13 protein-coding genes are annotated in these 14,995 nt (G+C 37.1%); 12 read left to right on the forward strand and 1 reads right to left on the reverse strand.

What is annotated here, in order from left to right:
* Positions 1-100 precede the first annotated feature (100 nt).
* From porK to J4051_RS14995, 5 genes are all read left to right on the forward strand, one after another.
* Positions 101-1,471, forward strand: coding sequence for a T9SS ring complex lipoprotein PorK/GldK (gene porK, locus J4051_RS14975; protein WP_208234705.1), 1,371 nt, complete (start codon positions 101-103; stop codon positions 1,469-1,471).
* Positions 1,472-1,533: 62 nt separating this feature from the next.
* Positions 1,534-2,178: a type IX secretion system motor protein PorL/GldL gene (porL, locus tag J4051_RS14980; protein ID WP_208234690.1), complete on the forward strand. Its 645-nt coding sequence runs from the start codon at positions 1,534-1,536 to the stop codon at positions 2,176-2,178.
* A gap of 46 nt (positions 2,179-2,224) precedes the next feature.
* Positions 2,225-3,763, forward strand: a complete 1,539-nt coding sequence (gene porM / locus J4051_RS14985; RefSeq protein WP_208234691.1) for a type IX secretion system motor protein PorM/GldM — start codon at positions 2,225-2,227, stop codon at positions 3,761-3,763.
* 69 nt (positions 3,764-3,832) lie between these two features.
* Positions 3,833-4,732, forward strand: coding sequence for a type IX secretion system ring subunit PorN/GldN (gene porN / locus J4051_RS14990; protein WP_208234692.1), 900 nt, complete (start codon positions 3,833-3,835; stop codon positions 4,730-4,732).
* Between the two features lie 386 nt (positions 4,733-5,118).
* Positions 5,119-6,165, forward strand: a complete 1,047-nt coding sequence (locus tag J4051_RS14995) for an NAD(P)/FAD-dependent oxidoreductase (protein ID WP_208234693.1) — start codon at positions 5,119-5,121, stop codon at positions 6,163-6,165.
* 48 nt (positions 6,166-6,213) lie between these two features.
* On the opposite strand, the gene J4051_RS15000 is transcribed toward J4051_RS14995, so the two are convergent.
* Positions 6,214-6,606, reverse strand: coding sequence for a DUF983 domain-containing protein (locus J4051_RS15000; protein ID WP_208234694.1), 393 nt, complete (start codon positions 6,604-6,606; stop codon positions 6,214-6,216).
* A gap of 84 nt (positions 6,607-6,690) precedes the next feature.
* On the opposite strand from J4051_RS15000, the gene J4051_RS15005 reads away from it, so the two are divergent.
* From J4051_RS15005 to J4051_RS15035, 7 genes are all read left to right on the forward strand, one after another.
* A complete protein-coding gene (locus J4051_RS15005) occupies positions 6,691-8,598 on the forward strand; it encodes an ABC-F family ATP-binding cassette domain-containing protein (RefSeq protein ID WP_208234695.1) in 1,908 nt (635 codons plus the stop codon).
* Between the two features lie 8 nt (positions 8,599-8,606).
* Positions 8,607-8,789 carry a CPXCG motif-containing cysteine-rich protein gene (locus tag J4051_RS15010; RefSeq protein ID WP_208234696.1) on the forward strand — a complete coding sequence of 61 codons (183 nt, stop codon included), beginning with the start codon at positions 8,607-8,609 and terminating at the stop codon, positions 8,787-8,789.
* Positions 8,790-8,877: 88 nt separating this feature from the next.
* Complete coding sequence (locus J4051_RS15015; RefSeq protein ID WP_208234697.1) at positions 8,878-10,149, forward strand: DUF2851 family protein; 1,272 nt, start codon at positions 8,878-8,880, stop codon at positions 10,147-10,149.
* A 37-nt stretch (positions 10,150-10,186) separates the two neighbouring features.
* Positions 10,187-10,414, forward strand: a complete 228-nt coding sequence (locus J4051_RS15020) for a PspC domain-containing protein (RefSeq protein ID WP_129016647.1) — start codon at positions 10,187-10,189, stop codon at positions 10,412-10,414.
* Between the two features lie 373 nt (positions 10,415-10,787).
* On the forward strand, positions 10,788-12,860 hold the full coding sequence (locus J4051_RS15025) for an amino acid carrier protein (protein WP_208234698.1): 2,073 nt from the start codon (positions 10,788-10,790) through the stop codon (positions 12,858-12,860).
* A gap of 8 nt (positions 12,861-12,868) precedes the next feature.
* On the forward strand, positions 12,869-13,762 hold the full coding sequence (locus tag J4051_RS15030; protein WP_208234699.1) for a ComEA family DNA-binding protein: 894 nt from the start codon (positions 12,869-12,871) through the stop codon (positions 13,760-13,762).
* Positions 13,763-13,779: 17 nt separating this feature from the next.
* Positions 13,780-14,946: an acyl-CoA dehydrogenase family protein gene (locus tag J4051_RS15035; RefSeq protein ID WP_208234700.1), complete on the forward strand. Its 1,167-nt coding sequence runs from the start codon at positions 13,780-13,782 to the stop codon at positions 14,944-14,946.
* The last annotated feature ends 49 nt before the right edge of the window (positions 14,947-14,995 follow it).

The raw sequence follows: 14,995 nt of genomic DNA on the forward strand, positions 1-14,995 counted from the left end.
AAAAATTGTTTTTTAAAAAATATATAGATATGTTTACTCCCTCAAAAATATCAAACTGAACATTAAAGACTAAATAATTTAACCTCGAGTTTATATGAATATGAAGAAGTTCGCTTTATTAACCGCTGTTTTAGCTCTATTGGCTAGTTGTAATTCTGGAGACAGAGGAGAACTGGTAGGAGTTAAAGGAAAGAAATGGCATCCAGAAAAACCTTATGGAATGACACTTGTCCCTGGTGGGTCTTTCATTATGGGTAAATCTGATGATGATTTGGCTGGAATTCAAGATGCCCCAACCAAGACTGCCACAGTAAGAGCCTTTTACATGGACGAAACTGAAATCACGAATAGTGAGTATCGTCAGTTTGTCAATTGGGTAAGAGATTCTACAATTAGAACAAAACTAGCGATTATCGCAGATGATTTTGGTCTGACTCCAGGAGATGGAGGTACTGGAGAATTTGCATTTAAAGATGCTGATCCAGATAACATGACTGTGTATGAAAAGTACATGTACGATAACTATAGTGGCTTAGGTCCTACAGGTTATGAAGGTCGACCGCTGAACAAAAATGTTAAGTTGATTTTTGACACCAACAAGTATCCAGACGAGTACTATGCTGAGGTTATGGACACTATGTATTTACCTATTGAGGAATCCTACAATGGACAACGTACTTGGGATGTTAAGAAATTTAAGTTCCAATACACCTATATGGATATCCAAAAGGCTGCCAAGAACAGAAACTTGAAGCGTAAAGATGTTCTGATCACTGAAGAAATTGAAATTTATCCAGATACCACAACGTGGATCAGAGATTTCGCTTACTCATATAATGAACCAATGCATAACGATTATTTCTGGCACGAGGCTTACGGTGCCTACCCTGTTGTTGGTGTGTCTTGGAAACAGGCGAATGCTTTCTGTAATTGGAGAACATTGTATAAAAATGCACATCAAAAAAGTAAAGGTAAACCTAACGTGAATTCCTTTAGATTGCCGTCAGAGGCGGAGTGGGAATATGCCGCTAGAGGTGGTCTGCAAGGAGCAACATACCCTTGGGGTGGTCCTTATGCTATGAACGATAGAGGCTGTTTCTTAGCAAACTTTAAACCCTTACGTGGTGATTATGCTGCAGATATGGCATTGTATACTGTTGAGGCAAAATCTTATGAGCCAAATGATTATAACTTATATAATATGGCTGGTAACGTTTCAGAATGGGTACAAGGATCTTATGATCCTGCATCTTATGAATATATGTCTACCATTAACCCTAACGTCAATGACCCAAACAACCAACGTAAAGTTGTAAGAGGTGGCTCTTGGAAAGACGTCGCGTATTTCTTACAGGTAAGTTCTAGGGATTATGAGTATGCTGACTCGGCACGTAGCTATATCGGTTTCAGAACTGTACAGGATTATATGGGTACAGATATTACTGCAAATGCCGCAACCAATAAAAATTAAAAATTTAACAACCAAAACTAAATATTAATCTACTTATTTTAACTTAACTAAAAACAAACATTATGGCACAATCATCAAGAACACGAAAAAGAATTATGGTCATGACTTACGGCTTAGGAGCTGCAATTGTAATCCTTGGCGCACTTTTTAAGATCATGCACTGGCCTTATGGTAATGAAATGTTGATCTTCGGTCTGATAACAGAGTCCATTGTATTCGCAGTTTCAGCTTTCGAACCTATCGATGACGATTTAGACTGGTCGTTGGTATACCCTGAATTGGCAGGAGGTCAAAGTCAAACACTAAACTTAAAGAAAGAGCAACCAAAAGATGCTGAAGGTCTTTTATCTAAAAAATTAGATGAATTACTTAAAGATGCAAAAATTGATGGCGAGTTAATGGCAAGTTTAGGAAACAGTATCAAAAATTTTGAAGGTGCTGCAAAAGGAATCAGTCCAACTGTAGATTCTATGGCTGCTACAAGAAAGTACGGTGAAGAAATGTCATTGGCTGCAGCACAAATGGAATCATTGAACAGTCTTTATAAAGTTCAGATGGATTCTGCAAGTCGTCAAGCAGCAATCAACGAGGAAGCTGTTGAAAATGCCACTAAGCTAAAAGATCAAATGCAATCCTTAGCATCTAACCTATCATCATTAAATGGTGTTTATGGTGGAATGTTATCTGCAATGAACAGAACTAATTAGTAATTAGTAGAGTTTAACCAAATCAACAACTAAAAACTATTTAGAAATGGCAGGAGGAAAATTATCCCCAAGACAAAAAATGATTAACCTTATGTATTTGGTGTTTATCGCAATGATGGCACTTAATATGTCCAAAGAAGTGCTTTCAGCATTTGGGTTAATGAACGAAAGAATCACTGATTCTAATGCATCGGCTGCGGTTCGCAACGCTGCATTTATGGAAGGTTTAGCGGCAAAGGCTGAAGAGCAACCAGCTAAATATCAACCAATAAAAGCAAAGGCAGATGCCATTGATAAACTTTCAACAGATTTCTATTCTTATATAGAATCCGTTAAAGGTGGGTTATTAAAATCCGTTAAAGATCCAAAAAATTACGAGGAAATGGATAGAACCGATTTTCTTGATGAGCAATGGTTCAACGGAGACAAAATGACGAAAGCTGGTCAGGAGTTTATAGATAACATCAAAACCTATAGAGAAGGTGTCATTCAGATATTGGGTGAGGGCAATAAGGATATCCAGAATGATATCACTAAGAAATTCTCAACCAATGACGAAACGACCAATGAAGGTATCAAAAAAGGATGGTTAACTTATCATTTTGAAGGATTCCCAATGGTAGCCTCTTTAACTAAGCTAACACAAATGCAGGCCGATGTGAAAACAATAGAGTCTGAAGTGTTATCCAATATGTTGGCAGGCGAGCAAGTAAAACAATTGTCGATGAGGAACTATTCAGCGATTGTAATTCCTGATAAAACTGCATTCTTTAGTGGAGAAAACTTCAAAGGAAAAGTTGTTTTAGGTCGTTTTGACAATACTCTTAATTTTGAGAAGATTGTTATTAATGGTAGAGAATTAGATAATATCGAACAAGGAAAAGTCATGCTTGATTTCCCTGCAGGTGCTGTAGGTGAGCGTGATATTACTGGGACAATGCAGTTTAAGGAAGGTAATGAGATCGTTGAGATTCCTATCACAAGTAAATACGCTGTAGTTCCTAAACCAAATTCTGCGACTATTTCAGCAGATAAGATGAATGTGGTATATAGAGGTGTAGATAACCCAATGACCATTTCATTTGCTGGTGTATCAGATAACAATGTTTCTGCATCAGCCCCAGGTTTAAACAAACTTTCAGGTGCTGGCAAATATGTAATGAGACCAAGTTCAGGAAAAGATGTGACCATTAATGTTACAGGAACACTTCCTGATGGAACTAAAGTGAGTGATAGATCTACTTTTAGAATCAAAGACATTCCAAAACCTTCAGGTACTATTGCTGGTCAAGCGGATAATGTAAGTTTGCCGAAATCCAATGTGGAAATCGCGACTGTTAACGCTAAACTATTCGATTTTGATTTTGATTTAGACATCAATGTAACGTCATTCAAAATTAAAGTACCAGGTCAACCAACGGTTACCGTTAATGGAAACAGAATGAATGACCAAGCACGAAGTGCATTGCGTAAAGCTTCTAGAGGTGATGGTGTACAGATCTTTGAAATTAAATCAGAGATTAAAGGAAATAGCAGTATCAAATTGCTTCCTGCGTCACCAGTATTTATAGAAATATCAAACTAAATATAATTTAGGAACAGTTATCACGTTGAATACATCAAGATATTAATGTCCCAAATAATAATTAAAAAGATGAAATTAAAATATTGTTTATTAACCGTTTTAAGTATGGGGTTGGCTATGAGTTCAGTTGGTCAAACCAATTTGCTCAACGCAAAGACGCCCGACGAAATTGGTGTAAAATCTGAAGCTCAAAAGGCATTGGATAATGACAGACCGCTTGAATACGGTTATGTTGATGATAGGGATATCATGTTTTCAAAAATGACTTGGGAAAAAGTTGTTCTTGATGAGCGTGTCAACTTTCCACTATATTATCCTATAGATACCAATAATATTGGTACCAATAGACGCTCTTTGTTTGACGTATTATGGAAAAACGTAAGAGAAGGAAAAATTGAGAACGTTTATGACGATTCATATTTTACCACAAAACGTCAGCCAAGAGACATTCAATCCATTATGTCAAAAACAGACACTTTGGATATTGGATACCAACAGTACAATTCAGAAGGATTTGTATCTCCAGAATATATCATTAATAGAGATATTCAATCTTATGATATCACTGCTTACCTAATTAAAGGATTGTGGTATTTTGATAAGCGTCAAGGAGAATTGAAATACAGACTTTTAGGAATTGCACCTGCGGCACCTGATGTTAACTTTATTGACTCTGATGATGAGGCAAACAAAGAACCTATTGCACTGTTTTGGGTGTTTTATCCAGAAGCAAGAAATATTTTGCATGAAGCTAAAGCCTTCAATAACAAAAATAGCGCGATGCCTTTTTCGTTTGACCATTTGTTGAATTCAAGACGTTTTAATGGTTATATGTATAAAGAAGAAAACGTTTATGGAGATAGAGAAGTTAATACGTACGTTGCTGACAACGCACTAATGCAGCTCTTGGAGTCTGATCGTATCAAGGATAAGATTAGAGATTTTGAACAAGATATGTGGGCCTATTAATAAATGTCCAATAGTATAAATATAGCGCTCACTTTTTTAAGTGGGCGTTTTTTTTAGTGAAACCCAAAACTTAAAAGCGCAGCGCATTAAGTTTTGATGGTTGAACTAATCCCGCTTTTTAGCGGGATCTTAAGCTTGATGAAACCTTTAAGCGCAGCGCATTCAGTTTTGATGGTTGTGTCCCGATAGCTGTCGGTATAATCCGCTTTTTAGCGGGATTTATTACCAATTAGATTTTTATGCGACATTTGAATATTTGATTGGTATTATACCAATTTAAAAACATGGTCGGCAAAAACTTCAAGTCTGACAACATTGGAACAGCATAAAGGGTGTACACTTCGTAATATTATCTTTTATCCTAAAACATCCCTATTTTTACCACTATGAAAGAAGTCGATTATATCATTGTAGGTTGTGGACTTGCCGGAATCTCCTTTTGTGAGGAACTGCGGGCTCATGACAAATCATTTATGGTGTTTGATGATCAATCCCAACAATCTTCAATAGTTGCAGCAGGTTTGTACAACCCGGTTATTCTAAAGCGTTTTACGGGTGTTTGGAAGGCCAAGGAGCAATTAGAAATGGCGGGGCATTTTTATGAGGATTTAGAAAATCTTTTAGGTGTAAAATTAGACTATGAGCTACCAGTTTATAGAAGGTTTGCATCCGTTGAAGAACAGAATGATTGGTTTAATGCTTCTGATAAACCTGCACTGAAAAATTATCTCTCTCCAAAAGTTATAAAAAATGAAAACGCTGCCATAGATGCACTTTATGGTTTTGGCGAAGTCCATAACACCGGTCGTATTGACACCTCGACCTTATTGAAGCATTACAAATTATTTTTAAAAACAATCAGCAGCTATAGTCATGAAACCTTTGATTATTCGTCGGTGTCCATGCAAGAAAACCATATTTCTTATAAAAATGTAAAGGCTAAATTTATTGTTTTTGCTGAGGGATTTGGGATGGTTAAAAATCCGTTTTTTGGAGATCTTCCATTGAATGTAGCGAAAGGTGAAGTGTTGACCATCAAAGCACCCGACTTAAAAATGAAATTTATTTTGAAATCTTCAATCTTTGTGGTTCCTGAACTTGACGATTGTTATTCTGTGGGTGCGACCTATAATTGGGAAGACAAGACCCACAACATCACCGAAGAAGCAAAAAATGAATTGCTTGATAAATTAAAAAGTCTCATCAGTTGTGAATATGAAGTGGTCAATCAAGTGGCGGGTATTCGGCCTACGGTTAAGGACAGAAGACCTCTTATTGGTACACATTCAGAGTACAAAAACATGGCCATTTTAAATGGATTGGGAACGCGTGGCGTGATGATTGGACCTTATGTGGCGAAACAATTATTTCTACATTTAGAAAAAGGATGGCCTTTGGATGATGAAATAGACATCAAACGCTTTCAATCTTAATTGTTTTCAGAAGAGGATTGAGATTGCTGATGAAAAGCAAATATGGAACTATTTCTTAGCTTTTTTAGTCAAACTCTCATCGTAATTCATAAAAAGATTAATCCATATATTTCGTGAGACGCGCATGATAAATGGCATAAAAACGATAAGTGTTACTATGATTGTAACAAACGAAGTGGTCAAGCTCAATCCTAAAATAAGAAAGCTGATGACGAATGCCGCAACTGAAAAAGCTACTCCAACACCATAACTAACGTACATGGCCCCAAAGAAAAATGACGGTTCCATACGATATCTCGTGTTGCAGTTACTGCATCTTTCACGAATTTTTAAAATGTCCATCAAAGCGAAAGGGTTTGGATTAACGTACATAGATTCTTCATGGCATTTTGGACATTTGCCAGTTAAAATACTATACAACTTACTTCCTTTTTTTATCATGGTAATTGATTACTTTTGCATTTTCAAATAAAAAACAAAATTAAGGTTTTTAAAACCAATGTTTTGTAACAATCCTTACAAATAATGCTCAACGTACACAATCTTTCTATTTCTTTCCAGGGCGAATACCTTTTTGAAGACCTCACATTTATGCTCGGTGCTGGCGACAGAATCGGTCTCATCGGCAAAAATGGAGCGGGTAAATCGACCATGCTCAAAATTCTTTCTAAGGAAATGGAACCGGATTCTGGCCAAATTGCTGCCGACAAGAATCTGAGTATTGGATTCTTGAAACAGGACATTGATTTTGTTTTGGGCAGGACCGTACTTGAAGAAGCTTATGAGGCTTTCAAGGAAATTAAGGAGTTGGAGGCCAAGATTGATGATATCAACCATCAACTGGTGGAGCGTACCGATTATGAAAGTGAAATTTATCATCAGTTGATGGTCGATGTCAGCGATATCCAACACCAATACGAAATCAGTGGAGGCTATAATTATCAAGGAGAAACTGAAAAGATTCTTCAAGGTTTGGGTTTTAAACGTGAGGATTTTAATAAACTTACCGATACCTTCTCCGGTGGATGGCGTATGCGGATTGAACTGGCCAAATTATTACTTCAAAACAATGACATCCTCCTTTTAGATGAGCCTACCAACCATTTGGATATTGAATCGATCATTTGGCTGGAAAGTTTTTTAAAGAATTATGTTGGAGCCGTAGTCATTGTATCGCATGATAAAATGTTCTTGGATAATGTGACCAATCGTACCATTGAAATTTCCCTTGGACGAATTTACGATTATAAAAAGCCATATTCTCAATACTTAGTGCTTCGGAATGAGCTGAAGACACAACAATTGGCATCACAAAAAAATCAACAAAAACAGATTGAGCAGACGGAAAAGTTGATCGAAAAGTTTCGGGCTAAGGCTTCTAAAGCAACTATGGCCCAATCGCTCATCAAGAAATTGGATCGTATGGACCGAATTGAAGTGGATGAGGATGACAATAGCGTGATGACTCTTAACTTCCCAGTTTCGGTAGTTCCGGGTAAGGTGGTGGTTGAAGCGCATCAAATATCAAAAAAATACGGCGACTTACAAGTGCTTAAAAACATAGACCTGAATGTTGAACGTGGGAGCAAAATAGCTTTTGTCGGGCAGAACGGTCAAGGAAAGTCCACCTTAGCCAAGATTATTGTTGGAGAATTGAAGCATGAGGGCCATTTGAAACTCGGCCATAATGTGCAAATTGGCTATTTTGCCCAAAATCAGGCAGAATATTTAGATGGGAGCAAAACAGTATTGGATACCATGATTGATGCCGCCAATGAGAAGAATAGAAGTAAAGTACGTGATATTTTAGGGTCTTTTCTTTTTAGAGGTGAGGAGGCTGAAAAATACGTGCGCGTCCTTTCAGGAGGTGAGCGTAATCGTTTAGCTCTGGCAAAATTATTATTGCAACCTTTTAATGTGTTGGTGATGGATGAACCTACCAACCACTTGGACATTAAGTCTAAGAATGTATTGAAGGAGGCCTTGAAGAGATTTGAAGGCACTTTGATTTTAGTATCCCATGATAGGGATTTTCTCCAAGGCTTGACTAAAAGTGTGTACGAATTTAAGGATCAGAAAATCAAGGAGTATTTAGGTGATATTGATTTTTATTTAGATCAGCGGAATGTTGAAAATTTAAGAGAGGTTGAAAAACGCGATGTCGTTAAAGTTGAACCTAAAGAGACCAATAAACAGACCTATGAAGATCAAAAGAAATTAAAATCCTTGAATAATAGGTTGAGCAATGTAGAGGCCAAGATAAGCCAACACGAAAAAGATATCAAAACTATGGATGTCGCCCTTGCCAGTGACTACGATAAAACAGTTGCTGATCCTAAGTTTTTTGATCACTACGAAACAAAAAAGAAAAAACTTTCAAAGTTGATGACTGAATGGGAGTCCGTGCATGAAGAACTTGAGCACTTAAGTTAAAAACTACCATGGAAGAACATTTTTTTCAATGTCCGCATTGTTGGGAAGATATTTCAATGCTTATAGATTATTCTGTTCCACATCAAAGTTACGTGGAAGACTGTGAGGTATGTTGCAATCCCATTCAGGTAACCGTGTCCATTTCTGAAGGTGAACTTGTTGGCTTCAATGCTGAAAATATTGAGCAATGATTTCTCTATGATATTTCAAATTTTTACGGTATAAAAATTTCCGTATGTCTATGTAAAAGTTATTCGTAAATGTCTTATTTTTAGGGATATGCAAGAGGCTTTTTTACATTACGTGTGGCAATTTAAAAAGTTTGATACCTCCAAATTAAAAACAACGGCAGGTGAAGCTATTGCTCTGCATAACAATGGGCAGCATAATTTAAATAGCGGTCCAGATTTTTTCAATGCCCAGCTTGAAATAGATGGACAATTATGGGCGGGAAACGTTGAAATCCACATAAAATCGAGTGATTGGTATGTGCATAATCATGAAATTGATTGCGCGTATGATAATGTCATCTTACATGTAGTATATGAACATGACACGAATATCTTCAGAAAAGATAATTCCATAATTCCCACTTTGGAATTAAAGAGTTTAATACACGCCAATGTGTTTAAGAATTATCAAAAGTTGTTAATGTCACCACATAAATGGATCAATTGCGAATCCGATTTTGCTGAAGTTGATGATTTTTTGATTTCCAATTGGTTGGAACGCTTGTATATTGAACGACTTGAGCGAAAATCGAAAACTATTGAAGTTCTATTAAATGCATCAAAAAATGATTGGGAAGGCGTGTTGTTTAAGCTTTTGGCTAAAAACTTCGGGTTAAAGGTAAACGGTGATGCGTTTTTTAGCATGGCGAATTCTTTTGATTTTTCAGTGGTCAGAAAAATGCAATCGCAACCTATTCAATTGGAAGCATTGTTTTTTGGTCAATCGGGATTATTGGATACAGAAGTTGAAAATGGATATTTTCAGAACCTATCTAATGAATACCAATTTATAAGACAGAAGTTCAATCTGTCAAACGATGAAGTCGTTCCACTTCAGTTTTTTAGACTGCGTCCACCAAATTTCCCAACCATAAGATTATCGCAATTGGCAATGCTTTACCACGAGCATGCTAATTTGTTTACAAAATTAATGGCCGCAGATACCATCCATGATTTATACGCATTGTTTCAAGTTGGCACTTCTGACTTTTGGCAGACCCATTTCACTTTTGAAAAAACATCGCGGGGTTCAAAGAAATTATTAACCAAAAGTTTCATTGATTTATTGTTGATTAATACCGTCCTTCCGCTAAGGTTTTGTTATTTACAATATCAAGGAAAAAACGCCTCGGAATCTTGTCTTGTGATGGCGCAAGAAATTGCTTCTGAACAAAATGCAATCATCAAAGCTTTTAATCATCTTAAACCTGTTTCAGATTCTGCTTTGACGTCTCAGGCTTTGATTCAGCTTAAAACAGAATATTGTGATAAGAATCGCTGTATGAGCTGTGCCATTGGCAATTCACTTTTGGTCAGATAAGAACTGGGTTTAATAGAAAAAAATAGTAATTTGCAATATGAACATTTTTTATAGATCCTTACTTTATTTTCAAAAACGTGGTTACTACGTTTGTCAGCGCATTGCCGACCGATTGGGTATTCGAGCCAAGGTTGTAAGGACCTCGTTCATGTACCTCACTTTTGTAACACTTGGCTTTGGATTTGCTTTGTATCTGTTCATTGCATTCTGGATGCGAATTAAAGATTTAATTTACACAAAGCGTTCTTCTGTTTTTGATCTATAATATGGATTATTGGTTAAGGCATAATCATCAAAAAGTCGAAATGATTTGATATTATTTAGTGTTTGATGTACAACTTAAAACGTTTTTTATTCCCATCAGTGGGTGTTAATTCCCAGAGACTCACCTCGATCGAAAATATGATTTCTGATTCATACCTTGTAGGCTTGCCCATCCGTGGCGATCGGACGGATCCTGAGGTTCTTGATTTCGATAATAGGCTATTTATAAAACGGCTAAACTCAAAACTCCTTCTCAATATTAAGATAGATTGTTCTGTTTTTCATTTTAACAACCAAATCTTTATAAAATCATTTTTTTTTAGCATCTTGTGATGTTTTTTAACCGATTATTAATAACTAACTAAAATCCACCTATGAAGAAGTGTCTTCTTACCCTATTTAGTACATTATTACCAATTTTATTTTTCGCCCAAGATTTTGATGTTAAAGGCGAAGCATTTAATCCTTCAGATAATATTAATGATGGGGTTATCAAAGTCAGTGCCTCTGGCGGTGTCCCGCCTTACACTTACCGATGGAGTAATCAAAGCACACCTTTAAATTCCAATGAAGCTGTCGGTTTGACTGAAGGAATTCCTTACACTGTGGTCATAACGGATGCGGTAGGAGATACAAAAACGGTTGTATATACGGTAAAGACCCAGGCAATTACAGAAGTATTTAATGGTACAATGACCCCTGCAGTAGCTACTTTAGGGGCCGTTTTATTTTGGGATCCATTTGCCACAATAGGTATTTATGACCCCGTTGTTTATGCCGATGCGAAACAAATAGGTATTCCAGGTTGGACAAATGAGGTAGAAAACAAATATGTTCTTAAGGAATGGCTACAGCCTGAAGGCGCTCGAGTGTCTAAAGATGTTCCAATCGCAATTATAACGGACCAAGAGGGAAAGGAGATGACCATAACCGCTTCTGCCAGGGGAGAACTAAAACACCTTACGGCTGCGGGAGAAACTATTTATAATTCTGAAAATCAAAAACATGTCATTGAGCAAGGTGCCCATTTTTTCGGTCAAATTGTATATGATAAACCCTTGGTCTTAACACATCCAAATGGCGATCCATTGACAAAACCGATTCCATTCATTGTTATATGGCTGGTTTTGGGAGCTTTATTTTTTACTTTGAGAATGGGCTTTATAAATTTTAGAGGCTTTAGACACGCCATTGATTTAGCGAGAGGAAAATATGATGACCCAGACGCACCTGGTCAAGTAACCCATTTTCAGGCCTTGGCTACAGCAGTTTCTGGTACCGTTGGTTTGGGGAATATCGCAGGAGTCGCAGTGGCAATTTCTTTAGGTGGTGCGGGAGCAACATTTTGGATGATTGTCTGTGGGCTTTTGGGGATGTCCACGAAATTTGTAGAATGTACCTTAGGAGTGAAGTATAGGGACATCTTACCAGATGGTCGCGTGTTTGGTGGTCCGATGAATTATTTGCGCTATGGACTTGAGAAAAGACAAATGAAAGGTCTTGGTAAAGTTTTGGCTGGTTTGTTTGCAGTTTTAGCTGTTGGTGCCTCTTTTGGAGGAGGGAATATGTTTCAGGCCAATCAATCTTTTGAACAGTTAGCTGGTCAATTTCCAATGTTGGCAGGTCACGGATTTTGGTTTGGAATTGTTACGGCTATTTTGGTGGGCGTAGTTATTATAGGTGGTATCAGTAGTATTGCTAAAGTAACAGGAAAGGTAGTGCCAATTATGGCTTCTATTTATATTGTTGCAGCATTGGCAGTAATCATTATGAACATCCAAAACGTAGGTCCTGCATTCGCTGCTATTTACGATGGTGCTTTTAATGCATCAGCTTTAAAAGGTGGTGTTATAGGTGTTTTAGTGATTGGCTTCCAGCGTGCGGCATTCTCAAATGAGGCCGGTGTTGGTTCGGCAGCAATAGCCCACAGTACAGCAAAAACTAACCATCCGCCATCAGAAGGTTTCGTAGCTTTATTGGAGCCATTTATTGACACGGTCGTGGTATGTACATTAACGGCATTGGTATTGATATTTACGGGAATGCATGAAGTAGAAGGTATGGCAGGAGCACAATTGACCTCGGATGCATTTGGAAGTCAAATTTCTTGGTTCCCTTATGTATTGGCTTTGGCTGTTTTCTTATTTGCATTTTCAACAATGATTTCTTGGTCTTATTACGGTATGAGAGCTTGGACTTACTTATTCGGAAAGAGTAAAAGAATCGAATTCATCTATAAAATGTTATTCTTGGTTTTTGTGGTCATCGGTGCTTCAGTTAGTTTAGGTGCTGTTCTCGATTTCTCTGATATGATGATTCTCGCTATGTCTTTTCCTAATATTATCGGATTGTACATTATGTCAAAAGAAGTCAAAATCGATCTGGATTCCTATATTCAAAAATTAAAGGCGAATTTGCTTTATAAAAAGCAGGAGCCTAATAAATAAAAAACAATATGGCATATAAATCCCATTTCAAGTTTTCTAACAGTCAACGGAATGGGATTTTTTTGTTGGCTATACTCATCATTGTTTTTCAATGTGTCTATGCCTTTGTAGATTTTTCTTCGGAAAGCGTAAGACCTGACAAAATAGCTTTGGAAAGGTTTCGACAACAAGTCGATTCATTAAAAAGAATAGAGATAGATAAGAACAAACCGAAAGTCTATCCATTCAATCCAAATTATATCACGGATTTTAAAGGTTATACGCTTGGCATGACCACGGAAGAAATTGACCGCTTACTGGAATTTAGAGGGAAAGATCAATGGGTCAATTCAATCAAACAATTTCAAGAGGTGACCAAGGTTTCAGATTCTTTGCTTGATGTTATTTCACCATTATTTCAATTTCCAAACTGGGTTACTGATCCAAAGCCTAAGGTCAGTCGGGTAAATAATTCTAAGATTCAATCTCAGACAGTATTTGGTTTAAAGACCTATGACCAAAAAATCGATTTAAACAGCGCCTCAACTCAAGAGTTGCAGAAGGTCAATGGTATCGGCGAAAAGCTGTCTGATAATATTATCAAATATAGAAATAGGTTTAAAGGTGGTTTTATTTCAGAAGTCCAACTTCAGGATATTTACGGGTTGACGCCAGAAGTAATAGAACGTATCACAAATGATTTTGCAGTAAAAACACCGAGGCAGGTCGAGAAGATAAATCTCAATAGTGCTACAAAGGACGAACTGGTCACTATTCAGCATATTGATTATGAAATTGCACACTATATTATTGAGCAGAGAACTCTGAGAGATGGGTTTAAATCATTTGATGAACTGTTGAAAGTTAAAAAGTTTCCAATCCAAAAATTCGAGATAATTAGGTTATATTTGACCCTGAATTAAATGAAAAATAAAAATATATGAACAGCATGTACTTCACAGAAGAACATCAACTTTTTAGACAAAGTTTACAGGATTTTTTAAAGAAGGAAGTCGTTCCCCATGTTGATAAATGGGAAAAGACAGGAACCATTGAACGCTTTATATGGAAAAAGTTTGGCGACATGGGTTTTTTCGGAATTAATTATCCTGAAGCTTATGGCGGAATGGATCTCGATTTATTCTATACCGTTATTTTTCTTGAAGAGTTACAAAAAGTAAATTCCGGTGGCTTTGCTGCTGCCATGTGGGCACATGCGTATCTTGCCATGACACATCTCAATAAGGAAGGCAGTCATGAAATAAAGGAAAAATATTTAGCGCCAAGTATTACTGGTGATAAAATTGGCTGTTTGTGCATTACGGAGCCGTTTGGTGGAAGTGACGTTGCAGGCATGCGCACCACTGCTGAAAAAAAAGGCGATACCTATGTGATTAATGGTTCAAAAACGTTTATTACGAATGGCATCTATAGTGATTATTTAGTGGTTGCTGCCAAAACTGATCCTGAAGCTGGCCATAACGGAATGAGTATTTTTGTAATGGACAGAGATACGCCTGGAATCTCAGCCACCAAACTTGATAAATTAGGATGGAGGGCGTCAGACACTGGAGAAATCGCTTTTGATAATGTCGTCATTCCTGCAGATCAACTTATGGGAGAAGAAGGCAAAGGCTTTCCATATATCATGCAGCACTTCGCTTTAGAAAGATTGATTATGGGTATCAATTCTCATGCAAGGGCAGAATTTGCACTTGAATATGCCGTTAAGTATATGTCTGAGCGTACCGCTTTTGGTAGAACCATAGATAAATTTCAGGCCTTACGCCATAAAGTAGCGGATTTTTATACCGATATGGAAATATGCAAGGAATTTAATTATTCTGTAGCTTATCGTTTAAACAAAGGAGAATATGTGGTTAAAGAAGCGACCATGTCCAAATTGCATTCTACCAAAATGGCTGATGAGGTGATATATGGCTGTCTTCAGTTTCTAGGTGGATATGGGTATATGGAGGACTATCCGATGGCGCGATTGCTAAGAGATAGCAGGTTGGGCCCTATCGGCGGAGGCACTTCTGAGATTTTGAGAGAAATCATCGCTAAAATGGTGATCGATAAGAAGGACTATAAACCGGCGACCTAAGTATTTTGATCATCATTTTAGCGAAAATTCATTCTAATTGCGCTAAAAT

Origin of the sequence: Gelidibacter pelagius (assembly GCF_017581925.1) — a bacterium.
GTDB lineage: Bacteria > Bacteroidota > Bacteroidia > Flavobacteriales > Flavobacteriaceae > Gelidibacter > Gelidibacter pelagius.